19 protein-coding genes are annotated in these 22,163 nt (G+C 64.9%); 12 read left to right on the top strand and 7 right to left on the bottom strand.

Annotated elements, in window-relative coordinates:
* Nucleotides 1-461, top strand: a 461-nt coding sequence (locus HG262_RS26405) for a thioredoxin family protein (protein WP_169273826.1), incomplete at its 5' end; no start/stop codon positions are given.
* Nucleotides 462-590: 129 nt separating this feature from the next.
* The gene (locus HG262_RS26400) at nucleotides 591-1,469 is read left to right on the top strand and encodes a DMT family transporter (protein WP_169273825.1); all 879 of its coding nucleotides are present in this window, start codon (nucleotides 591-593) and stop codon (nucleotides 1,467-1,469) included.
* Nucleotides 1,470-1,543: 74 nt separating this feature from the next.
* Here HG262_RS26400 and hemB read toward each other — a convergent pair whose 3' ends face one another.
* Nucleotides 1,544-2,560, bottom strand: a complete 1,017-nt coding sequence (hemB, locus tag HG262_RS26395) for a porphobilinogen synthase (RefSeq protein WP_169273824.1) — start codon at nucleotides 2,558-2,560, stop codon at nucleotides 1,544-1,546.
* Nucleotides 2,557-3,180: a ribosome biogenesis GTP-binding protein YihA/YsxC gene (gene yihA / locus HG262_RS26390; protein WP_006227427.1), complete on the bottom strand. Its 624-nt coding sequence runs from the start codon at nucleotides 3,178-3,180 to the stop codon at nucleotides 2,557-2,559. Before yihA ends, hemB begins: the two co-directional genes overlap by 4 nt.
* 224 nt (nucleotides 3,181-3,404) lie before the next feature.
* Here yihA and HG262_RS26385 point away from each other — a divergent pair, with 224 nt between their 5' ends.
* The 3 genes from HG262_RS26385 (at nucleotide 3,405) to ccsB (ending at nucleotide 7,682) form a co-directional block, all read left to right on the top strand.
* Nucleotides 3,405-4,106, top strand: coding sequence for a c-type cytochrome (locus HG262_RS26385; protein ID WP_105555968.1), 702 nt, complete (start codon nucleotides 3,405-3,407; stop codon nucleotides 4,104-4,106).
* Between the two features lie 120 nt (nucleotides 4,107-4,226).
* Complete coding sequence (locus tag HG262_RS26380; RefSeq protein WP_211187783.1) at nucleotides 4,227-6,305, top strand: cytochrome c biogenesis protein ResB; 2,079 nt, start codon at nucleotides 4,227-4,229, stop codon at nucleotides 6,303-6,305.
* A gap of 9 nt (nucleotides 6,306-6,314) precedes the next feature.
* Nucleotides 6,315-7,682: a c-type cytochrome biogenesis protein CcsB gene (gene ccsB / locus HG262_RS26375; protein ID WP_248293507.1), complete on the top strand. Its 1,368-nt coding sequence runs from the start codon at nucleotides 6,315-6,317 to the stop codon at nucleotides 7,680-7,682.
* A gap of 15 nt (nucleotides 7,683-7,697) precedes the next feature.
* On the opposite strand, the gene HG262_RS26370 is transcribed toward ccsB, so the two are convergent.
* Genes HG262_RS26370 through tssI form a run of 5 tightly spaced genes read right to left on the bottom strand, consistent with a single transcriptional unit; the run spans nucleotide 7,698 to nucleotide 14,616 of the window.
* A complete protein-coding gene (locus HG262_RS26370; RefSeq protein WP_169273822.1) occupies nucleotides 7,698-8,081 on the bottom strand; it encodes a DUF4150 domain-containing protein in 384 nt (127 codons plus the stop codon).
* Between the two features lie 46 nt (nucleotides 8,082-8,127).
* Nucleotides 8,128-9,186 carry a pentapeptide repeat-containing protein gene (locus tag HG262_RS26365; RefSeq protein ID WP_169273821.1) on the bottom strand — a complete coding sequence of 353 codons (1,059 nt, stop codon included), beginning with the start codon at nucleotides 9,184-9,186 and terminating at the stop codon, nucleotides 8,128-8,130.
* Nucleotides 9,183-11,813: a DUF2169 domain-containing protein gene (locus tag HG262_RS26360; RefSeq protein ID WP_169273820.1), complete on the bottom strand. Its 2,631-nt coding sequence runs from the start codon at nucleotides 11,811-11,813 to the stop codon at nucleotides 9,183-9,185. Before HG262_RS26360 ends, HG262_RS26365 begins: the two co-directional genes overlap by 4 nt.
* 3 nt (nucleotides 11,814-11,816) lie before the next feature.
* A complete protein-coding gene (locus HG262_RS26355; RefSeq protein ID WP_169273819.1) occupies nucleotides 11,817-12,221 on the bottom strand; it encodes a hypothetical protein in 405 nt (134 codons plus the stop codon).
* Between the two features lie 7 nt (nucleotides 12,222-12,228).
* Nucleotides 12,229-14,616: a type VI secretion system tip protein TssI/VgrG gene (gene tssI / locus HG262_RS26350; protein WP_169273818.1), complete on the bottom strand. Its 2,388-nt coding sequence runs from the start codon at nucleotides 14,614-14,616 to the stop codon at nucleotides 12,229-12,231.
* A gap of 515 nt (nucleotides 14,617-15,131) precedes the next feature.
* Here tssI and tssA point away from each other — a divergent pair.
* From tssA to tssF, 7 genes are read left to right on the top strand one after another with little or no spacing between them, the layout of a single operon-like run.
* Entirely contained in the window at nucleotides 15,132-16,187 is a 1,056-nt protein-coding gene (gene tssA / locus HG262_RS26345; RefSeq protein WP_248293506.1) for a type VI secretion system protein TssA, read from the top strand.
* Nucleotides 16,188-16,226: 39 nt separating this feature from the next.
* The gene (gene tssB, locus HG262_RS26340; protein ID WP_169273817.1) at nucleotides 16,227-16,775 is read left to right on the top strand and encodes a type VI secretion system contractile sheath small subunit; all 549 of its coding nucleotides are present in this window, start codon (nucleotides 16,227-16,229) and stop codon (nucleotides 16,773-16,775) included.
* 31 nt (nucleotides 16,776-16,806) lie between these two features.
* Nucleotides 16,807-18,309, top strand: coding sequence for a type VI secretion system contractile sheath large subunit (tssC, locus tag HG262_RS26335; RefSeq protein WP_169273816.1), 1,503 nt, complete (start codon nucleotides 16,807-16,809; stop codon nucleotides 18,307-18,309).
* Between the two features lie 50 nt (nucleotides 18,310-18,359).
* Nucleotides 18,360-18,845 (top strand): type VI secretion system tube protein Hcp, encoded by a 486-nt coding sequence (locus HG262_RS26330; protein WP_169273815.1) that lies wholly within the window; start codon nucleotides 18,360-18,362, stop codon nucleotides 18,843-18,845.
* Nucleotides 18,846-18,857: 12 nt separating this feature from the next.
* Nucleotides 18,858-19,676 carry a type VI secretion system accessory protein TagJ gene (locus HG262_RS26325; RefSeq protein ID WP_169273814.1) on the top strand — a complete coding sequence of 273 codons (819 nt, stop codon included), beginning with the start codon at nucleotides 18,858-18,860 and terminating at the stop codon, nucleotides 19,674-19,676.
* Entirely contained in the window at nucleotides 19,676-20,227 is a 552-nt protein-coding gene (tssE, locus tag HG262_RS26320) for a type VI secretion system baseplate subunit TssE (RefSeq protein WP_169273813.1), read from the top strand. The genes HG262_RS26325 and tssE overlap by 1 nt, the downstream gene beginning before the upstream one ends.
* Nucleotides 20,227-22,143 carry a type VI secretion system baseplate subunit TssF gene (gene tssF, locus HG262_RS26315; RefSeq protein ID WP_169273812.1) on the top strand — a complete coding sequence of 639 codons (1,917 nt, stop codon included), beginning with the start codon at nucleotides 20,227-20,229 and terminating at the stop codon, nucleotides 22,141-22,143. Before tssE ends, tssF begins: the two co-directional genes overlap by 1 nt.
* The last annotated feature ends 20 nt before the right edge of the window (nucleotides 22,144-22,163 follow it).

The raw sequence follows: 22,163 nt of genomic DNA, 5'->3' as shown, positions 1-22,163 counted from the left end.
CGCTGGTCGGCGCGGCCAGCGGCGGACGTGATGTGCTGCAACCGTTGTCGCATCTGGCGGCGCGCGCCGGCACGCCGGCGGGCGCCGCGGCCGCCAGCGGTGAAGTCCATTTTACCCGCGTGCGCAACAACGCCGAGCTGGACGCGCTGCTGGCGCAAAGCCGCCAGCCGGTCATGCTGGATTTCTACGCCGACTGGTGCGTGTCGTGCCGCGAGATGGAACGCTTCACCTTCACCGATCCGGGCGTGGCGCAACGCATGTCGGGCATGCTGCTGGTGCAGGCGGACGTGACGGCGAACAATGCCGACGACCGCGCGCTGCTCAAGCGCTTCCGCTTGTTCGGCCCGCCGGGGATCATGTTTTTCGAGCCGGGCGGCAAGGAATTGCCGGACGCCCGCGTGGTGGGTTTCCAGGACGCCAAGCGCTTCACGGAATCGTTGGACAAGGTGCTGGTGCGCTGACGCCCGGGCGTATACCATGGCTGCTGCGCCGCGTGGGCGGCGCACCCCACTCCCTTCAGGCCGGCGCCCGTGACGTCCACGACAGTTGATGCAAGCCAAGACCGGAACGGTCTTATCTATGTTCAATTGATGTTCGTCATGGCCACATGGGGCCTGAACATCGTCTCCATCAAGTACCTGACGCAGCACATGGACATCCAGGCGCTGGCCGCCGTGCGGATCGTCGTCGCGTTCATCACCGTCACCCTCATCATCAAGGCCCGTCGCGGCCGCATTCCCAAGCTGGGCCGCGTGGAGCTGGGCTGGGTGGCGCTGGCGGGCTTCCTGGTGGTGTACGCGCACCAGGTGGCGCTGGTGTCCGGGCTGCGTTTTTCATCGGCGGCCAACGGCACGCTGATCATGGCCACGAGCCCCTTGCTGTCGGCCTTGCTGGCCGCCCTCTTCTACCGTGAAAAACTGACGCTGGTGCGCATCTCCGGCGCCATGCTGGGGCTGCTGGGCGTGGGCATGGTGGTCGCGGGCAGCGGCGCGCAATTCGGCCTGACGGGCTGGGGCGACGCGGTCGTGTTCGTGGCCGTGCTGGTGTTCGTGTTCGGCGGTCTGGTCATCCAGCGCATGTCGCGCACCATGGATCCACTGGGCATGCTTTGGTACATGTACCTGGCGGGGGGGCTGATGCTGGTGGCGCATGCGGCGATGACGCCCTCGTCGTATCAGACCGGCACGTGGCAGATGACGTGGTGGCCTTGGCTGGTGCTGATGTTCTCGGCGGTGATCGCTTCGGGCGTCAGCAACATCATCTGGAATGCCGGCATCGCGCGCCTGGGCATCAGCCGCGCCGCGTTGTTCGTCAACTGGCTGCCGATTTTCGGGCTGTTGTTCGCGTCCCTGTTCCTGGACGAGCACGTGACCCTGACGCATGTCGTGGGACTGGCCTGCGTGCTGGGTGGAACGTGGTTGGGATTGCGCCGCGTGGCGCCTGCCGTGCCGCGCAACGGGCGAGCATAAGGCAAAAGGGATACAAGGCAAAGAAGAGGGCGCCTTGCGGGCCGGATACGCCCGGCCCGCAAGGCGTTGCGCGATCAGCGTTGGGCTTTGAGCAGCTTGGCCGCTTCGATCGCGAAGTACGTCAGGATGCCGTCGGCGCCGGCGCGCTTGAACGCCAGCAGCGCTTCCATCATGACCTTGTCGTGGTCCAGCCAGCCATTGGCGGCGGCGGCCTTGATCATCGCGTATTCGCCGCTGACCTGATAGGCGAAGGTGGGCACGCGGAACGTGTCCTTCACGCGGCGCAGCACGTCCAGGTAAGGCATGCCCGGCTTCACCATCACCATGTCGGCGCCTTCTTGCAGGTCGGCGGCCACTTCGCGCAGCGCTTCGTCCAGGTTGCCCGGGTCCATCTGGTAGGCCATTTTGTTCGACTTGCCCAGATTGGTGGCCGAGCCCACGGCGTCGCGGAACGGGCCGTAGAACGCACTGGCGTACTTGGCGGAATACGCCATGATCTGCGTGTGGATATGGCCGTTGGCCTCCAGTGCGCGGCGCACGGCGCCGATACGGCCGTCCATCATGTCGCTGGGCGCGACCATGTCGACGCCGGCGGTGGCTTGCGTCAGCGCCTGCTTGACCAGGATCTCGACGGTCAACTCGTTGATTACGTAGCCGTTGTCGTCGATGACGCCGTCCTGGCCGTGGCTGGTGTAGGGATCCAGCGCCACGTCGCACAGGATGCCGAGTTCCGGAAAACGCTTCTTCAGTTCACCGACCACGCGCGGAATCAGGCCGCGCGGATTGGTCGCCTCGATGCCGTCGGGCGTCTTCAGCGACGCGTCGATGACGGGGAACAGCGCCAGCACCGGAATGCCCAGGTTCACGCACTCTTCGGCCACGGGCAGCAGGGTGTCCAGCGAATAGCGGACCACGCCGGGCAGCGAGGGCACGGCCTGCTGCAAGCCCGCGCCTTCGGCCACGAAGACGGGGTAGATCAGGTCATTGACCGTCAGCGCGTTTTCGCGCACCAGGCGGCGGGTGAAGTCGTCGCGACGCAGGCGGCGCGGGCGGGAAACCGGAAACTCGGGGGTGATGATCTGCGGGTTCATGGTACGACCTTGGGAGAAATCCAATTTTCAATATGGGCGCCGGCTTCTTCCAGACCGATGCGCTCGGGCGCCGAGAAAGGAATGGTGTGCAGGGCGCCGATGTCCGCCAGGTCCTTGCGGACCGAGAAGACGGTGCGCATGCGCTGGCCGTAAGGCAGCTTGTCGGCCTTGGTCAGCAGCGCCAGCACAGGGCGTCCGGTGGGGGCGATGAAGTTGGCCAGGCGGCGGTCCAGTTCGGTGACGCCGCGGCGGATGTCGATCAGCAGCACGATGCCGGCCAGCGATTCGCGGTCGCGCAGGTAGCCGCCGAGGATGTCGGCCCATTTTTCTTTTTCGTTGCGGGCGACCGACGCGTACCCGTAGCCGGGCAGGTCGACGAGAAAACCGATGTGGCCTTCCGGATCCAGCGGGTCGGGCAAGCCGAACATATTGATCAAGCGCGTGCGGCCCGGCGTCTTGCTCGAGAAGGCAAGGCGGCGCTGGTTGCACAGCACGTTGATGGCCGTGGATTTGCCGGCGTTCGAGCGGCCGACAAAGCAGACCTCGGGAGCGCCGGCGGCCGGCAACTGGTCGAGGCGAGCTGCGGAGGTAAGGAAGGAGGCGCGATGTAGGAGGGACACGGATGGGCTTTGGATACGGTTGGTTTCGAGCCCTATTGTATAATCCGGCGTTTGCAACAGTGGTCCCCGTGCGCGGAGCCGTCTTTTTTGCTTACTCTTTGGGTTGCTGACAGCAGCCTGGAAGGCAGAATGGGGCAAATCAGGTTCGAGACGGTTTTCCAAGGTGAGCGGGGCAGGCGTGGGCGCCTTTTTGCGCCTTGATCGATGTGATCGTCGAGGTCTTCATGAAGCGTGTGCTGTCCCGGATGTTGGTTGCGAGCGGGCTGTTGCTCGGCGCCTCCGCCTTAACTTCACCCAGTTTCGCCGCTGACGGCGCTGCGGGCCCGGCCAAGCCAGATGCCGCCAAGGGCGGGCAGCTGTTTGACCAAGGGGATGCCTCAAGGGGCATTATTGCCTGTGCGTCCTGTCATGGCGCGGCGGGCAACAGCACCATCCCGGTGAACCCCAACCTGGCCGCGCAACCCCACGAATATCTGGCCAAGCAATTGGCCGACTTCCAGGTCAAGCAAGGGGCCAAGCTGCCTGTGCGCAACGGCGCGGGTGGCAATCCGACCCCGATGACGGCGATGGCGCAGAACCTGACGCCGGCCGACATGCAGAACATCGCGCTGTATCTGGCGCAGCAACCGCTGAAAGAGCCCGCCACGGCTGGCCAAGAGAAGTTGGTTGATCTGGGCCAAAAGATCTGGCGCGGCGGTTTGCCCGAACGCAATGTTCCGGCGTGCGCGGCGTGTCACTCTGCCAATGGCGCGGGCTTGCCCGGCCAATACCCCCGCTTGTCGGGACAGTTCCCCATGTACATCGAAGAGCAGCTCAAGCTGTTCCGCAGCGGCGACCGCAAGAACGACATCATGTTCGCCATTGCGGACCGCATGTCGGACGCCGATATCAAGGCGGTGTCGGACTACGCGGCCGGCCTGCGGTAGGCTTGACGCCTGCAACGCGCGCGGCTGGTCCGCGTTCATGCAACTTGGGCATGACGGAAACTGTTTCCGCCGTGCGCTGTCTATGAGGGGGGTAGCCGATTGCGCGGCCCCCCTTTTTTCATGAATTCAACACGAACCCATACCCGCCCCTCCTTGCGCAGCCTGCCTCGCGATTTCTTCGAACTGCTCGGTTCGATGCGTTTCGCCGTCAGCCTGTTGATGTTCATCTGCGTGGCGAGCCTGGTCGGGACCGTGTTGCAGCAGAACCGCTCGTCGAATAACTACATCGACCAGTTCGGCCCGTTCTGGTTCGAAGTGTTCGACAAGTTCTCGATCTGGCACGTCTACAACAGCTGGTGGTTCCTGCTGATCATGGGGTTCCTGGTCGTGTCGACCTCGGTCTGCCTGATCCGCAACGCACCCAAAATGCTGCGCGACGCGCGCTCGTTCCGCGAGCACGTACGGGCCAGCAGCCTGCGGGGTTTTCCGCACCGGGTCGAAACCGACGCGCCCACTGACGTGCCCCAGACGGCGGCCGGCCTGAAATCCATGCTGGAACGCATGGGCTATGCCGTGCGCCAACGGACGGACAACGACGGCGTGATGCTGGCGGCCAAGAAAGGCAGCGCCAACCGGCTGGGCTACGTGTTCGCACATGCGGCGATGGTCATCATCTGCATCGGCGGCCTGCTGGACAGCGAGCTGCCCGTGCGGCTGCAGGTCATGCTGGGCGGAAAGAAGCCCATCGTCGAGAACATGCTGATTTCAGAAGTGCCGGAAAGCGGCCGTCTGTCGGTGGACAACCCAAGCTTTCGCGCCAGCGTGTTGGTGCCCGAGGGCGGCCAGGCCAGCACCGCGGTGGTGATGGTGGGCGACGGCGCCCTGGTGCAGCCGATGCCCTTCACGCTGAAGCTCAAGAAGTTCGTTGTCGATTACTACTCCACCGGCATGCCCAGCCGCTTTCTCAGCGAAGTGGAAGTCACCGACCCCGACACCGGCAAGACGTTCGACTCCACCATTGAAGTCAATGAACCGCTGCGCTTCAAGGGCATGACCGTCTACCAGTCCAGTTTCGATGACGGCGGCAGCACGGTGGTGCTGAAAGGCTACCCGCTGGTAGGTTCCGAGAGCAAGACATTCACGGTTGACGGTACGGTGGGGAAGACCGCCGAAGTAACCGCTCACACTTCCACGGGGGCGCGCAGCATGGGCGTCGAGATCACGGCCATGCGCCCGATCAATGTGGAGGACCTGACGCGCGGCGATCCCAAGGGCGCCGACCGGAGCTTCGCCGAGCACGTGGCGTCGGTGTCCGGCAGCGCGGCGGGCAAGAAGAACGAGAACCTGCGCAACGTGGGCCCCAGCGTCGAGTACAAGCTGATCGACGATGCGGGGCAGGCCCACGAATTCCAGAATTACATGCTGCCCATGGAACTGGACGGCGCCAGCGTGTTTCTGGCTGGCGTGCGCAACAACGCGTCCGAGCCGTTCCGGTACCTGCGCATCCCGGCCGACGATGACAGTTCCATCGCCGAATTCATGCGTTTGCGCGCGACGTTGGCGGACCCGGCGGCGCGCCAGGAGGCGGCTCGCCGCTTCGCCGAGCGCAACAGTCCGTCGGGCGCTGACCGGCAGCCCTTGCAGACGGCCGCCGAACGCGCGTTGGAGACCTTCTCGTCGGGGGGGCTGCAAGCGGTTGCGGCCTTCCTGCAGGCCAATACGCCCGCCGCCGACCTGGAGCGCGCGGCCGACGTGGTGATCCGCCTGATCGGCGCCAGCATGAACGAATTGCGCGCCATCGAGCGCGAGCGTGCGGGCCTGCCCGCGGTGGCGTCCGAAGGCCCCGAAGGCGAGCGCGCGGCCGTGTGGTCGCGCCTGGCCGTGGCCGCGATGTCGGACCTGACCGTGTATCCGGCGCCGGTCTTCCTGTCGTTGGCGGACTTCAACCACGTGCAGGCCAGCGTGTTCCAGGTCAGCCGCACGCCGGGCAAGAATACCGTCTATCTGGGCAGCCTGTTGCTGGTCCTGGGGGTGTTCTCGATGTTCTATATTCGGGATCGCCGCATCTGGATCTGGGTCAAGCCGAATGACGGCGGAAGCAGCGTCATGGCGGCCATGACGTCCCAGAGGCGTACACTCGACTTCAATCAGGAGTTCGAACGCTTCAAGCAGGCGCTGCTGCGCCAGAAGAGGTCTTAAGGTTCATTTATGTCGACTACGACCACTACCCATCCTTCCTCGCCGGACGCGCTGAACGCGTCGGCGGACACGCTCTGGCAAGACAGCCTGTCGGAAACCGGCGATAGCCGCGCCCGGCGCGGCAAGCCGGACTGGACCGACGTCGTCTTCTTCCTGCTGCTGTCGGTGGGGGCCGCGTTCGCGCTGACCCGCCACGGCAATGCGATGGACTACTACGAGAAGATCATCCTGTGCGGTACCGTGCCGGCGCTGGCATGGTTGGGCTGGCTGTGGCGGCCGCTGCGCCACCTGATGATCGCCTGTGCCATCGCGGCCGGGCTGGCCCTGGTGCTGTACGGCAACGACCTGGCCCGGGCCGAGCAGGTGTTCTTCCTGAAGTACCTGTTCTCGTCCCAGTCCGCCATCCTGTGGATGTGCGCGCTGTTCGCGTTGGCAATGGTCTGCTACTGGATCGGCGTGGTCAGTCCCACGGCCGCGTGGCTGGGCACGGCGTTGACATGGGGTGCTGTCTTCGCCGGCGTCACGGGCTTACTGGTGCGCTGGCGCGAAGGCCATCTGATGGGGCCGGACCTGGGCCACATCCCGGTCAGCAACCTGTACGAAGTGTTCGTGCTGTTCTCGCTGATCACGGCGCTGTTCTACCTGTATTACGAACGCAAGTACGCGACCCGCGCACTGGGCGGTTTCGTGCTGCTGGTGGTGACGTCGGCGGTGGTCTTTTTGCTGTGGTATTCGTTCACGCGCGACGCGGGGCAGATCCAGCCGCTGGTGCCGGCCTTGAAAAGCTGGTGGATGAAGCTGCACGTGCCGGCCAACTTCATTGGCTACGGCACGTTCTCGCTGGCGGCGATGGTGGGCTTCGCCTATCTGATCAAACAACACGGGCAAACAACGTCGTGGGCCAAGCTGGCGCCGCTGTTCGTCCTGGGCGTGCTGCTGTGCGCCGAGCCGATGGTGTTCCGCACCGACGGTCTCTCGGCCACGTGGATGCTGTACTTCGGCATCGGCGCCGTGATCGTGGGCGCCATCCTGCTGGGCCGCCGCCGCATCGCCGCCGCGCTGCCGTCGCTGGAGGTGCTTGACGACATCATGTATCGCGCCATCGCGGTCGGCTTTGCCTTCTTCACGGTCGCGACCATCCTGGGCGCGTTGTGGGCGGCCGACGCCTGGGGCGCGTACTGGCAATGGGACCCCAAGGAGACCTGGGCACTGATCGTCTGGCTGAATTACGCGGCCTGGTTGCACATGCGCCTGATCAAGGGCCTGCGCGGCACCATGGCGGCTTACTGGGCCTTGATGGGCCTGCTGATCACGGGCTTTGCCTTCCTGGGCGTGAACATGTTCCTGTCCGGCCTGCATTCCTACGGCGAACTGTAGCCCGCTGCCATAGGGTCACGCCGCCAGCGCGAACATCGTTTTCTGCGGGGTGGCCGCCTTGAACCCCGGGGTATTAATGGTGTTCTGCACGGTCAGGCTGGTCACGCGGACGAGCGGGGCGGCACGCACCAGCACCGTGAATGCCCCGGTCACGTACCGCGCCTGACCCATGAAGGTCTGAGAGATCACCCCCCCGCCCACGCCGGCGGTATCGCCCAGGGTGATGGGAATGGGCGTGACCATGTTGTGCATCGGCGCGCAGCACAGCCACACGTTCCAGACCACGGGGATGCCCATTGATGACGTCGATACGTCGATATGCGGCACCGGCGGCACCGGGGTCTTGCAGACGTCGGGGAATCCAAGGCCGACACTGGGTAACTGGCAGAGCACTTGCATGTTTCGACTCCTGATGCGAGGGCGGTGCAGTGGCGCTGCACCGGGTTCAAAGGGTTGTGCGCGCTGCCGACCACAGTTCGGCTTCCAGCAGAGGCGCGTCGTTTTCGATGATGCCGTGGCGCTGCGTCCAACGCGCGCCGCGCGTCAGCGCGCGGTGCATGCGCGTGCGCAGGAACGTGGCGTCGCGCAGGTCGGCGCGGCTCAGGTCGGCCAGTGAGAAATCGGCGTCGACAAGATGGGCGCCGCGAAAGTCCGTATCGGCGCAACACGCACGCTGGAAGATGCACAGAGCCAGGCTGGCGCCTTGGAAAGCCGCGCCATCCAGAGTCGCCCCGGCCCAGATGGCGCCGTCGAAATGGCCGCCTTGCAGGTCTGCCCCAGTCAGGTCAGCCAGCGGGAATAGCGCCTGAGGCGCGGAGACGCCGGTAAACCTTGCGCCTTGCAGCGACGAACCTTTGAAGCCCGACTGGCGCAAATCGCTATGCCGGAAGTCTGCCGCGGCGAGTTGGCAATCCGTGAAATGGCACAGCGGATAGGCCTGGCCGGCGAAGCATTGCTCCGACAGATTGCATTCCGTGAACATGGTGCTGATCGCGTTGACGCCTGTCAGCGTGACGCTGCGCAGGTCCAGCTGATGGAACAGGGTGTAGCTGAGTTGCGCTTGCGACAACGTTGCATTTGCCATGTCGCCGAGCGAGAACACCGAGCGTTCCACGCGAGCGGCCTGCAATGACGCGCCCGCCAATGATGTGCCGGTAAAGGACGATTCATGGAGCAGGGCCTGGTCCAGCCTGGCGCCCGCCAGATCGCATTCGGTGAAGTGGGTGCCATGGAAGCGGCCGTTGCTGAACGTCGCGCCTGGCGCCCGGCAGCGGAGCAGGCGCGCGGTGTCCAGATTGGCATCGCTGGCCTCCCAGCCTGTCATGTCACAACTGATGAACTGGCTATCCTGCAATTGGCAGCCGCCCATCCGCGCACCGCTGAAGTCCACGTGATCGAAGCATGCGCCGGCCAGATCCCGCCCGCGGAGATCGGCGCCCGCCAAGCTGAGGTGTTGTATCGGCTCCCCGTGGCGCACGCTGTCCATCAGCTTGTCGATGTTCATGCGGGAAGCTCCGGCTGTCGGTCGGGCCAGCGCTTTGCGCCTTGCGTGTAGGTGTGGTCCAGCCCCGTGCTGTCGTCCATCTGCGCTTGCGCGACATCGGCGCGGAAGAAATTCGCGCCAGTCAGGTCGGCGCGCAGCAAGACGGCCTTGCCCAGCAAGCTGTTGATCAGATTGGCGTTGCGTAGACGGGCACCGGTGAAATCGGCACGCACAAAGTGTGTGTCGGGGGCGGTCAGGCCGCTCAGGTCGGCGTCTTGCAGGCGGCATTCGGAAAAATCGCACGCGTTCAGGGTGACGCCGCGCATGTCGGCGCCCGTCAACGTGGCGCCACGGGCACTGCCGTGCTTGAACTGCATGCCGCGCAGCCGGGCGCCTGCCAGGTCGACTCGGCCCGCGAAGGCGCAGCCGTCCAGCGTGGCGTCTTCCAGGCTGAAGCGGCCGGAAAAGGCCACATCCATGAAGCTCACGCGCACCAGCGCCGCAGCAGCAAAATCCGCATTGACGAGCTCGCCCTGCATGAACACGCATTGTTCCAGCCGTGCATCGCGAAAGCCGCAGTCTTCGAATACGGCGCTCATGGCCGCCCATTGGTTGAAGCTTGCGCGGCTGAAGTCGCAGCGTATCAGTCGTGCCTGATGCAGGCGGCCCAACTGCCATGTGCTGTCAAGAAAGCTGCATTCTTCACCGTGTGCGTGGTCCCAGGTGCTGTCCTTGATCTGGCTATTTGCAAAGTTCGTCCGCACGCATTGCGTGCGGCCCAGGTTGGTGCGCGTCAGGTTCGCGCCCGACAGGTCTGCGCGGGTCAGGTCGGCGCCAGTCAGCACGGCGTCGGTGAGGTCGCTGCCGTCCAGCCGCGCATCGACGAGTGTCGCGCCCGCAAAAATCGCCCGCTGAAAATTGACGCCGCGCAGATCCATGCCCGACAAGTCCGCGCCGGTAAGGTTCATGTCCGTGCAATTGCGGCTGTCCTTTAGGCGCGCGTCCAGCTTGCGGCGTGTGCGCTGCGCGCGCAACGGCGGCATGGGTGGGGGCGGGGCGAAATGGTGGGCCGATTGTTGATAGGCCTGGTGCACTTGCGGCCCAAGCGTGTCGGCCAGCGGCGGGAGGGTTGCTTCGGCGTTTGCCGCGGTGCGCCCCGCCTGTGCATGCGGGCTGGAATCAAATTCGGCAATGTGCCGTTTGATTTTGCGGGGGTCAAAACCCGAAGACAGCTTTCCCTCGGCGTCTTGCCGACGCAGCGCGTCCATGTCCACGCCCGCCACCTCGGCCATCTCCGGAAGGTTGGGATCGGCCAATGCGCGCGCCGCAGGCCCGCTGGACAGGCGCTTGGCCTCTTCCAGCTCCTGCTGCATGCGCAGAATCGTTTGCGGCAGATCGGCGAGTCTGGGCGCGGTGGGAGGCGGGTCCAACGGGGCCATGTACAGGTCCGGGTCCAGGCCCTGGGCCAATAGCGACTCGCGTTCGCGCGCGTGGCGGCGTGCCAGGCCTGCGTGGATGTTCTTGTTGAAAGGGCGCACGGCCAAGGCTTGCGCATCGCTTTCCAACGATCCGCCGCAAAGGTCTTCGGGGACGAGTTGCGCGTCCAGCAAGGCGTAGGCGGGACCCAGCTCCGGGCTCAAGCGTTGCTGCACGACGGCTTCATAATCGGCGATGCCTTTCGGCTGATCCGCGTGTTCCAGCGCCGGCATGATGTGGCGGATGTCGGCCGCGTCGTCATCGCGCACGTGCACCGCGCCATGCCAGATCAGCACCATCTTCGTGTGATCGGGAAAAAACCAACTGGTGGTCAGCCGCAGGGCCACTTCCTCGAGTGCGCTGCCGTCAGCGTGCCGGCTGAAGAAGCAGCGCGCGCGCCAAGCAGGCAGCCGGCCGCGCAGCACTGGCTGTTCGGGGTGCATGTTCCACAGGGCATAGTCCGTGCCCCCGACAAGCTCGGTGTTGGCGGGCCCCCATTGGTCGGGCGGCGCCGCGTTGAAGAAGCGCCAGTCCATATCGCGCGCGAATCCGGGAAAGTCGTGCTCCAACCATTCCTGTCCGTAGTCGCGGCCCATGTGCCCTGCGCGTTGCGGCCATTCCACGGGCAACGCGGCCAAGCCCGCCGGCGCCGCCCGTTGCCCAGGGGCGTTGATCCGCTGCAGCGGGTGTTCGATGTTTGGCAGCCGCCGCACGCGCACGCCGTTGATGTCTTCGTCTTGCGCACCGATGCCCAGCGGATTGTCGGCGATCTCCGGGCCGCCGTAGGCGCGGCTCCAGTCCAGCCGCATGCGCTCGAACGGCTGCGGCGCGGTGGCCTTGCCATCGACCCAATAGCGGTCGCCGAATACCAGCAGCGATTTGTCTATTTCGCCGACCTTCAGCCGCACGCCGCAAGCGCCCGGGCTTTTGGAATCATGGGGATAGGCGTGGCCCGAGACCAGCACTTCCGGATACTGCTTTGGCGTGGCCAAGTCCAACGCGCCGATGCCCTCGGCGGCGGCCAGCTTCCAGAGATCCTGGTCAGGCAGCAGGGTGGCCGGCGTCTGCGCGATATCGACCAGCGCGAACACCGACACGCCAAGCAGGTCGCGGCGCTGCCAGCGGTAGGGCCGGGTAAGCATGCCCAGGCGGAAAGGCTTGATCGTCTTCATGGCTTATCCGGTGGGCTGATCCATGGCAACTTCATGCGTGGCGGCATCCACGCGCACCCGCACGGTCTTGCCCGCGCCGTAGTCGGCCAGATGCAGCGGCGACACGGGGACGCTGAGCGTGCGGGTCAGGGCCGGGGTGGCGGCGGTGGCGGCCACGGCCAGGTCCAGCTCGATGACGAAATACAAGGTGTCGCCGATGCGGCTGCGCGTGTCGCGCGCGGCGGTGATCCGCGCCGTACTGGCCACGCCGCTGGCGCGCACGGCTTGCAGACGCTGCGCGCCTTTGCGTTCAGCCGCGCGGCGATTGCGGCCACGCCACAGCATGACGCCCGCCTGCGCGGCCGACAGCAGCAAGCCCAGCCATACCCACTTCGCCCAGTCCGGCCAGGCAGTCAGGAAGTCGGACATGGCGGGTTCAGATGATGCTCCAGAGGCCGACCATCGACGCGCCGAGCCCGACCTTCTTCGCCTCCACGGCATCGAATGAATAGCCGGCATACGTGGTGCGGAAGGAGTACAACTGGCCGATGTTGCTGACCAGGGCGTAGTTGGTGAAAGAGGTGTTCAGCATGACCGTCGTGCGGAATAACGCGACGCGGTGCATGCCGAACTCCGCCTTGGCCACCGCCAGGCCAATGGAGAACGGGGTAGCCTGCAGCCAGCTCTCTTTGGAAAGGTCTTTCACGTTGGCGGCGTCCATCACCACGTCCGCCGGCGTCTTCAGGGTGATGTGGCCGTCGGCCTTGATCATCACCGTGGAGCCTTCGGATTCCATGTGCATCTTGCCCTTGGACTTGAGGTCCATCGTGGCGGTTTCCGACTGCACGAGCATCGCGGTCTTGGCCTTCACATCCATGTCCGCATCGGTAGAGCGCAGTTCGACCTTGCCCTTCGCCTTTTCGGTCAGCGTGCCCGCCTTGACGTGATGCAGCGAATCGCCTTCGTCGACATACACCTGCTGGCCCGTTTTCAGGGTTTCCTTGAACAACCCTTTGACCTCGCGTTCTTCGCCCTTGGCGGCGACGGTCGTCTTCAGGCCGTTGTCGAACTTCTCTTCCATCAGGCCGTCCTTCACGTTGACGGTGCGCGATGCCTTGACGGTGTATTCCTCATGCCCCTTGACGAAGACGTCGCGGCGCTTGCCGACCTCGAGGTTGTCGGTGCCGGTGATTTTGATGTCGCGGAAACCACCGATCTTGGTGGTGTCGTTTTCGCCGATCGTGGTGTTGCGGTTCAGGTCCGTCGTGTGGATCTCGTTGGCTTCGACCTCGGTGCAGAGCTCGCGCTCGGCATGCAGCCAGATGCGTTCGCTGCCGCTCTTGTCGTCGAACATCAGCGCATTCGCGGTGGCGGGCGTGCCGCTCTTGGAGCGGCTGAGGAAGCCGCTTTGCGTGGCGTTGTCGGGCAGGTCCCAGGGCGGCAGATTGTTCGCATTGAAGACGCGGCCGATCACGATGGGGCGGTCGGGCTGGCCGCCGATGAAATCCACGATCACCTCGTCGCGCACGCGCGGCAACTGGATGCCGCCGAAGCCGCCGCCGGCCCACGGGCTGGACACCCGGACCCAGCATGAGCTGTTTTCGTCCTTTTTGCCGTAGCGGTCCCAGTGGAACTGCACCTTCACCCGGCCCATCTTGTCCGTCCAGATCTCTTCGCCCTGCTTGCCCACGACGGTTGCGGTCTGAGGGCCGTGCGTACGCGGAATCGGCGTGACGCGAGGGGCGCGGAACTGCGTGCTGGAGGGCACCACCACGAACTCAAGATCGAAGTCGCCGGGATCGATCTGGCCGCTGGCGTAGCCCGATTCCCGGATCCGGTAGTAGGTGCTGACGACGAGATACTCGCGGTTCTCGGCTTGCCGTGGATGGTTGCGTAGCGTGAAGAGATGCCCGGGGGAGAGCCCGCGCGCATTGGAGGCGCCCGCGCTTTGTTCCTGCCTGCATTGCAGGTCCTGCAAGCGGACGCGCGTGTAATGCTCGGCGTCGTCGGGGTTGGTATAGCCGCCCTGCCATTCGTACATCTCCAGGTCGCCGTGGTCATAGGCGCCGGGATTGTTGCGCCGCGCCTCCAGGCTGGCGGCGGGCGTGAGCGGGTGGTAGTCGGTGGTGGCGAACGCGCCGGGCGTGATCTGTTCGGCGACTTCCCACTTGTGGATGTAGTCTTCGCGCGGGACGGTGACGCGGTCCGGCCCGTAATAGGGGATCTGCTCGTAGTCGGCAACCGGCTCGTGCTGCGTGATGTCGTCCGTAAGGACGAGCGTGTGCTTGCCGTTGTCGTGCTTGAACCAAAAATAGATGCCCTCGTGCTCCATCAGCCGACAGATGAAGGCGTAGTCGGTCTCTTGGTACTGCACGCAGTATTCCCAGCTGCGGTAGGTGTCCGTGAGCTTGAACTCCACCGGGTAGCTGTAGTCCTTGAGCACCTCGCGGATGACGTCGGGCACGCTTTTGTTCTGGAAGATCTTGTTGTCCGAGGTCTGCGTCAGGTACCAGAGCCAGGGGCGCACGGTGGCGCGGTAGATGGTGTAGCGCGACGTGTTGTTCTCGCGGCCGATCAGCATGCAGCGCGTGATGTGTCCGCTGAGATAGCGTGGCGTGGGCGAGGCGGTTTCGATTTCAAGCGTCAGCGGTTTGCCAAGCAGCGACTTCATGTCGAGCGAATAGGATTCCGAGACCAGCTCGACCTCCAGTTCGAATAGCTGCGAAAGGCTCTCGGCGCCGTGCACGCTCCGGAATTTCAATTGGTCCGGCGGCAAGGGCGTATGCGCCTTGACGACACGTTCGCTGGGCACGTTGCGGTCCATCTCATCGTCTCCTTATGAGAATTCACCTGATGCTGCGCTTGCTGTTCTGGATGTTCGCGGACGCGCAAAGCACGCGTGCCGCACGGACTGCAAAGGGATGGCCGGCCACGCAATGGGGCCGCTTGCAAAGGGCGGGCGTAGCCGTGGGGGCCGCGCCGGCGCCGGGGACGTCTGTCTCTGATTCTGCATGCGCGCCGGTCTGTCGCCAGCGTGAGCGCCGATTGTAGGCATCGCGGAAAGCGGCCGAGAAGCGCTATCACATGCTTTTGTGTTTTTTACGGTTCAGTAACAACGCTTGCGTCCGTGTGCTTCTCGCGTAAGGAATATGTCAAAACATCAGCGTAGCTGGGGCATAAGTGTTCAATTGTTTAGGTGGTTGTTAGCTGCTTGTAAGAAAAATCTGAAGTTGTTAGTTGTTCGTTGCATGCAGAAAGACGTGCCTAGAATTCACCCTTCCGTGAAGCAGCGCGGAGCGTAGTGGTTGTATCCAGGCAGCATCCCCAGGCATTTAAGCAATGACTATGGACTTCGCCGATATCCTCAATACACTCGATTCACGTCTGCCCTGCGGGGAAGACCTCGAATACGACGCTGACTTCCTGCAGTTGCAGCAAGCCGCGGCCGGCCGGGACGAACAGCAGTTCGGCTCGACCATCATCGCCGCGCAGCCGCCTGACTGGCGCGAGGTCGAACGCCTGGCCCGCGCGCTGCTTGAACGCACTCGGGACCTTCGCGTGATCGGCCTGCTGACCTGCGCCTGGACCGAGATCCGCGGTCTGCCCGGCTACGCGGACGGGCTTGCACTGGCCGTCGACACCCTGGAACGCTATTGGGAGCCCGTGCATCCGCGCCTGGACAGCGTGGGCGAAGACGACCCGATGCCGCGCATGAACGCCCTGGCGGCTTTTGGCGACATGCTGGGCTGTGCGCGCAGCGTGCGCTCGGCGAGCCTGGTCAATGGCGTGCACGGCCAACTGTCTTTGCGCGATACCGAGGCGCTGCTGGATGGCAGCCGCCAGGATGCCGACTGCTATCCCGGCGGGCGTCCCCGCGTGGTCGCGCGCCTGCGCGAAGCATGGACGCAACGCGAGGCCGACGTGCTGGCGTTGGCGTCCGCCGCGGACGCCCTGCGGCGCATGCAGAAACTGGTGACAGACAAGCTGGGAGGCGGCTGGACGCCGGATTACACCGCCATCCTGCGGACCCTGGACATCGTGCTGGATGCGGCACGCGACAAGCCGGATGCGGTGCCCGAGACGCCCGACGCCGTTCCCCAGGATGCCGCCACACCCCTGGCGCAGACATCGGCCGGCCCTGCTGCGCCGGCCGCCGGCACGCGCTGGCAGGACGCCCGGATCCAGTCGCGCGACGAGGCCATGGCCATGCTGGGCAAGGTCTGCGCGTACTTCGAGGCCAACGAGCCCGGGCACCCCGCGCCCTATCTCATCCGCCGCGCGCAGCAACTCATCCCCTTGAACTTTCACGACATCATCAGGAACCTGGCTCCCCAAGGCCTGGAGCAATTCGAGGCATGGCTGCCGCGGGACGCGACAAGCCGGCCGGATTCGTAGGCGGGGCAGCCCCGGATACCAACAAGAGGAGACAACACCATGGCAACCAGCCTGAAAGGAAGCGGCCAGAAGTTCATTGCCAGGAACCGCGCGCCGCGCGTGCAGATCGAGTACGACGTGGAGATCTACGGCGCGGAGCGCAAGATCCAGCTGCCGTTCGTGATGGGCGTGCTGGCCGACCTGGCCGGCAAGTCCGAAACGCCGCAACCGGACGTGGGCGAGCGCAAGTTCCTGGACATCGATATCGACAACTTCGATGAACGCATGCGCTCGATCCAGCCGCGCGCCGCGTTCCAGGTGGCCAACACCTTGACCGGCGAAGGCAATCTGAACGTGGACATCACATTCGAGAGCATCGACGACTTCTCGCCGGCCACGGTCGCCAGGAAGGTCGGCGCATTGAATGAGCTGCTGACCGCGCGCACTCAGCTGGCCAACTTGCTGACCTACATGGATGGCAAGACAGGCGCCGAGGAACTGATCGGCAACGTGCTCAAGAACCCCGCGCTGATGAACGCGCTGGCGGCTGCGCCGAAACCTGATGCCACGCCCGCGTCCGACGCCGCAGGCACGGATCCGGCCGTCTAGTTTCCGTTCGAACCGCTTTTCGGAGAATGCCATGACTGCAGTGGCCAAACGCGCAGACGCGCGTGCTGTCGAAACCCTGGAGGCGGACGGCCTGTCCGCGCTCTTGAAGAAGGAATTCAAGCCCAAGACCGAACAAGCGCGGGAAGCGGTGGAGCACGCCGTGCGCACGTTGGCCCACCAGGCGCTGGAGAACAGCGGGGTTGGCCTGTCGTCGGACGCCTATCGCACGATCCAGGCGATCATCGCCGAGATCGACCGCAAGCTGTCCGAACAGATCAACGGCGTGATGCATCATCCCGACTTCCAGCAGTTGGAGGGCGCCTGGCGCGGCCTGCATTACCTCGTCACCAATACGGAAACCGACGAGTTGCTGAAGATCCGCGTGATGAGCCTGTCTAAAGCGGAACTGGGGCGTACGCTCAAGCGCCACAAGGGCGTGGGCTGGGACCAAAGCCCCATTTTCAAGCGCGTATACGAGGAAGAGTACGGCCAGTTCGGCGGCGAGCCGATCGGTTGCCTGGTGGGCGACTATCACTTCGATCACAGTCCACCTGACGTAGAACTGCTGGGTGAGATCGCCAAGATCTCGTCCGCCGCCCATTGCCCGTTCATCGCAGGCGCGTCGCCCAATGTGATGCAGATGGATTCCTGGCAGGAACTGGCGAATCCGCGCGACCTGACCAAGATCTTCACCAACACCGAGTATGCGGCGTGGCGCAGCCTGCGCGAGTCCGAGGACTCGCGCTACATTGGGTTGGCGATGCCGCGCTTCCTTGCCCGCCTGCCGTACGGCGCGCGCACCAATCCGGTCGACGAATTCGACTTTGAAGAAGATACCGACGGCGCGAACCACGACCGCTACACCTGGGCCAATTCCGCTTATGCGATGGCCGCCAACGTGAACCGTTCCTTCAAGCTGTACGGCTGGTGCACGTCCATCCGCGGGGTGGAATCGGGCGGCGCGGTGGAGAACCTGCCGTGCCACAGCTTTCCCAGCGACGACGGCGGCGTCGACATGAAATGCCCGACCGAGATCGCGATCAGCGATCGTCGCGAAGCGGAGCTCGCCAAGAACGGCTTCATGCCGCTGGTGCACCGCAAGAACTCCGACTTCGCGGCCTTCATCGGCGCGCAGTCCCTGCAGAAGCCGCATGAATACTACGAGGCCGACGCGTCCGCCAATGCCAAGCTGGCCGCGCGCCTGCCGTACCTGTTCGCATGCTGCCGTTTCGCGCATTACCTGAAGTGCATCGTGCGCGACAAGATCGGCTCGTTCCGTGAACGCGACGACATGGAGCGGTGGCTGAACGACTGGATCATGAATTACGTGGATGGCGACCCGGTCAATTCGTCCCAGGAAACCAAGGCGCGCAAGCCGTTGGCGGCGGCCGAGGTGCAAGTGCAGGAGATCGAGGACAACCCGGGCTATTACTCCGCCAAGTTTTTCCTGCGGCCGCATTATCAGCTGGAAGGGCTGACGGTGTCGCTGCGGTTGGTGTCCAAGCTGCCTTCGCTCAAGCAGAACGAAGGCTGAGTGTCAGACAAGACGGGCGCGTCCGCGCCCGATAACTCCAGGAGACAGATGTGGCTGTGGATATGTTCATGAAAATCGATGGAGCCAACGGCGAATCCAAAGACGCCAACCACAAGGATTGGACCGACATTGTGTCGTTCTCATGGGGCGCGACGCAGCCAGGAAACCTGGCCAGCGGCGGCGGCCTGGGCGCGGGCAAGGCCAGTTTCAACGACCTGCATGTGGTGGCGCGCATCGACAAGGCGGCGCCGGCCGTGATGAAGCATTGCGCCAGCGGCAAACACCTGGGCAAGATCGAATTGTCCATGTGCAAGGCGGGCGGCGAGCAGATCGAGTATTCGAAGATCACGCTGGAAGACGTACTGGTGTCGTCGGTGCAGATCTCGGGCGACCGCAGCGCGGAAGGTGTGGTGGTGAACTTCGCCTTCCAGGCCGCGAAGGTCAAGCAGCAGTACTGGGAGCAGACCGAAAAGGGCGGCAAGGGCGCCGAAAGCCTGGTGGCTTGGGATATCAAGCAGAACAAGGAAGTGGGCTAGGACGGATCCCCCATGTCTATAGCTGCCGTTCCTTTCGGCGCGATCAGCCTGTCTGGCCAGTTGGACGACGTGCAGGCGCAGATCCGCCGCCGGCCGGCCGACGCGGACTTGCGCGCGCAACTGTTCCAATTGCTGGTGGCGCAAGGCGATTGGGCCCGCGCCGCTGAACAGCTGGGCGTCTGCGGCCAGCTCAGCGCGCAGGCGCGTCCGACGGTGGCGCTCTACGCCAGCGCCATTGCGGCGGAGCGCGAGCGCGAGGCCGTGCTTGCCGGCGACGGCGAGCCGGTCTTGTTGGTCGAACCTGAAGACTGGATGCGGGCGCTGGTGGCGGCGCTGCGCCTGGATGGGCACGGGGCCGCCGAGCCGGCCGCCGAGCTGCGTGTCCAAGCGTTGCAGGATGCCCCGGCGGGCGCGGGGGGCGTGCAAGGCGTCATGCACGATGCCCCGCTGCCGTTCCAGTGGGTCTGCGACGGCGACAGCCGTCTGGGCCCCGTGTTCGAGTTCCTGGGGGGAGGGCGGTACGCCTGGCTGCCGTTCACGGCGCTTAAGCGGGTGCGCCTGCTTGCGCCGGAAGGCCTGTGCGACATGGTGTGGGCCCGCGCCGAGATTGAGCTGGCGGACGGCCAGGTGCTGCAGGGCCTGGTGCCGGCGCGCTATCCGCCCGCGCCGGGCGAACGCATGGTCGACTTGCCGGACCCGGTCAAGCTTGCGCGGGTGACCGAGTGGCGCGGCCTGCGTGGCGACACCTATGCCGGCGTGGGCCAGAAGATGTGGTTGACCGACGCGGGCGAATTCGCCCTGCTCGACATCCGCAGTCTGGAGCTTGCCTGATGGGCCACGCCGACGATCCCGCCGGATGGGCGCCGCTTGCGCGCAACCAGCGTGCGGCGCGGGACCGCCTGCAGCCGTCGTTGCTGGATCGCCTGATGGACGATGATCCGGCGCGCCGCACGGAACCGCGCGATAGCGCCATGCTGACGCATGAGCAGCTGCGCGCGGCCGTGCTGCGGGACCTGCGCTGGTTGCTCAATACGGTCAATCTGCAGACGTCGCAGGATTTGTCGGCGCATCGTCCCGTTGCGGCGTCGACCGTGAATTTCGGCGTGCGCGCCATGGCCGGAAAGCGCATGTCGGAGATCGACTGGATCGACGTGGAAGAGTCGATCCGCAATGCGATTTCGGCGTTCGAACCGCGCATTCTGGATTCTTCGGTGGAGGTGCGTTGCGTAACCGACACCGGTACGCTCGAACACCACAACGTGCTGAGCCTGGAAATCAGGGGCATGCTGTGGTGCGTGCCGCATCCGCTTGAATTCCTGTTTCGCACGGACATCGACCTGGAAAGCGGGCATATGGATCTGCGCGATTTGGGCGGTGTCTGATGGATGCCCGTCTGCTGGACTACTACAACCGCGAGCTTGTCTATCTGCGCGAACTGGGCGCGGAATTCGCGCAGGCCCATCCCAAGGTGGCCGGACGTCTGGGCATGAACGCGACGGAGGTCGCGGACCCCTATGTCGAGCGCCTGCTTGAAGGCTTCAGCTTCCTGACCGCGCGCATCCAGATGAAGATGGACGCGGAGTTTCCGCGTTTCTCCCAGCGTTTGCTGGAAGTGGTGTATCCCAACTACCTGGCGCCCACGCCGTCGATGGCGATCGTGCAGTTCTCTCCCAGCATGAACGAGGGCACGCTGGCGGGCGGCTTCGAATTGCCGCGTGGCACGTTGCTGCGCGGACGCGTGCCGCGTGGCGAGCAGACGCCCTGCGAGTTCACCACCGGGCACGCCGTGCGCCTGTGGCCCTTGGAGGTGACCCAGGCAGAATTCACCGCCGCGCCGCAGGATCTCCCCCTGGCGCGGCTGGGCCTGGCGGGGCGCGCCGGACGCGTGCTGAGCGCGCTGCGCATCCGGATAGCGGTCGGCGGCGGCCAGCGTCTGGAAGACTTGGACCTTGATCAGCTGGTGTTTCATCTGAACGGACAGGATCTGCAGATGCAGCGCCTGCTGGAAGTGATGATGGGGCACACGGTGGCGGTGCTGGGCCACGACACGGCGCGGCCGGTGGCGTGGATCAACAAGCTGCCGGCAAGCGCCGTGCGCCACGAAGGCTTTGCCGATGACCAGGCCCTGCTGCCCGGCGACGCGCGCGTATTCCAGGGCTATCGCCTGCTGCAGGAGTATTTCGCCTTCGCGCAGCGTTACCTGTTCTTCAGCGTGAATGGTTTGAAAACGGGCTTGAAAACGGGCCTGCGCAGCGAGGCGCAATCGCACGGCACGCCGCGCGAGACGCGCGCGTTCGATCTGACCATGCTGTTCTCCGTGGCCGCGCCGGAACTGGAGGGCGCGATTGCGGCCGATAACCTGGCCCTGCATTGCGTGCCGGTGATCAACCTGTTTCCCAAGCGGGCGGACCGTGTGGCCGTCACGCCGCGTACGTCGGAATATCACGTGGTGGTCGATCGCAGCCGTCCGCTGGACTACGAAGTCTTTGGTGTGACGCGCGTCACCGGCCATGCCTCCGCGCAGCAACAAGAGCAGGAGTTCCGTCCGTTCTTCGGGTCGCTGGGCAGTGACCCCGACGATTATGGGGCGTACTTTTCCGTGCGCCGCGAGCCGCGGCTGATTTCCGACACGGCCCAACGCAACGGCACCCGAACCGGCTACACCGGCAGCGAAGTGTTCCTGTCGCTGGTGGACCGTCAGGAAGCGCCATTCTCCGGCCAGCTGCGCCACCTGTCGCTTGAGACGCTGTGCACCAACCGGGATATGCCGATGCTGCTGCCGCTGGGTACCGACACGGACATGACGCTGCGCGTGTCGGCACCCGTTCGTGCGGTGAAGGTGCTGCACGGGCCGACACGTCCTTGCGCGGCGCTGGCCGAGAACGCGGCCACGTGGCATCTGATCAGCCACCTGGGCCTGAATTACCTGAGCCTGACGGATCTGGATACGGAGCAGGGCGCGCAGACGCTGCGCGAGATGCTGCACGTCTACGGCAATCTGGCCGACCCCGCCGTGCGCAAGCACATCTCCGGCTTGCGGCATGTCAGCGCCAAGCCCGTTTATCACCGCCTGCCGGTGCCGGGCCCCATCGTGCATGGACGCGGCGTGCGCATTGCGCTGCAAGTGGACGAAGCGGCCTTTTCCGGCATCAGCCCGTATTTGTTCGGCGCCGTGCTTGAGCAGTTTTTCGCGCGCCATGTCTCGATCAACATGATGTCGGAGCTGGTCCTGTCGACCCTGCAGCGGGGCGAGGTCGCCCGCTTCAAACCCCGCATGGGACGCCGGCCCGCGGTCTAGGCCGGCAACCCGCCACGAAC

It is taken from the genome of Achromobacter sp. Bel, assembly GCF_012928505.1.
Taxonomy (GTDB): Bacteria; Pseudomonadota; Gammaproteobacteria; order Burkholderiales; family Burkholderiaceae_B; genus Achromobacter.
This window is presented reverse-complemented; position numbering and strand designations above follow the sequence as displayed.

Excerpts from the sequence above, each read along its gene's own strand:
- HG262_RS26365 (WP_169273821.1), bottom strand. The coding sequence starts at position 9,186 with ATGAACATCGACAAGCTGATGGACAGCGTGCGCCACGGGGAGCCGATA.
- HG262_RS26385 (WP_105555968.1), top strand. The coding sequence starts at position 3,405 with ATGAAGCGTGTGCTGTCCCGGATGTTGGTTGCGAGCGGGCTGTTGCTC.
- tssF (WP_169273812.1), top strand. The coding sequence starts at position 20,227 with ATGGATGCCCGTCTGCTGGACTACTACAACCGCGAGCTTGTCTATCTG.
- tssC (WP_169273816.1), top strand. The coding sequence starts at position 16,807 with ATGACTGCAGTGGCCAAACGCGCAGACGCGCGTGCTGTCGAAACCCTG.
- tssI (WP_169273818.1), bottom strand. The coding sequence starts at position 14,616 with ATGGACCGCAACGTGCCCAGCGAACGTGTCGTCAAGGCGCATACGCCC.
- HG262_RS26400 (WP_169273825.1), top strand. The coding sequence starts at position 591 with ATGTTCGTCATGGCCACATGGGGCCTGAACATCGTCTCCATCAAGTAC.
- HG262_RS26370 (WP_169273822.1), bottom strand. The coding sequence starts at position 8,081 with ATGCAAGTGCTCTGCCAGTTACCCAGTGTCGGCCTTGGATTCCCCGAC.
- HG262_RS26325 (WP_169273814.1), top strand. The coding sequence starts at position 18,858 with ATGTCTATAGCTGCCGTTCCTTTCGGCGCGATCAGCCTGTCTGGCCAG.
- hemB (WP_169273824.1), bottom strand. The coding sequence starts at position 2,560 with ATGAACCCGCAGATCATCACCCCCGAGTTTCCGGTTTCCCGCCCGCGC.
- HG262_RS26360 (WP_169273820.1), bottom strand. The coding sequence starts at position 11,813 with ATGAAGACGATCAAGCCTTTCCGCCTGGGCATGCTTACCCGGCCCTAC.
- HG262_RS26380 (WP_211187783.1), top strand. The coding sequence starts at position 4,227 with ATGAATTCAACACGAACCCATACCCGCCCCTCCTTGCGCAGCCTGCCT.
- tssB (WP_169273817.1), top strand. The coding sequence starts at position 16,227 with ATGGCAACCAGCCTGAAAGGAAGCGGCCAGAAGTTCATTGCCAGGAAC.
- tssE (WP_169273813.1), top strand. The coding sequence starts at position 19,676 with ATGGGCCACGCCGACGATCCCGCCGGATGGGCGCCGCTTGCGCGCAAC.
- ccsB (WP_248293507.1), top strand. The coding sequence starts at position 6,315 with ATGTCGACTACGACCACTACCCATCCTTCCTCGCCGGACGCGCTGAAC.
- tssA (WP_248293506.1), top strand. The coding sequence starts at position 15,132 with ATGACTATGGACTTCGCCGATATCCTCAATACACTCGATTCACGTCTG.
- HG262_RS26355 (WP_169273819.1), bottom strand. The coding sequence starts at position 12,221 with ATGTCCGACTTCCTGACTGCCTGGCCGGACTGGGCGAAGTGGGTATGG.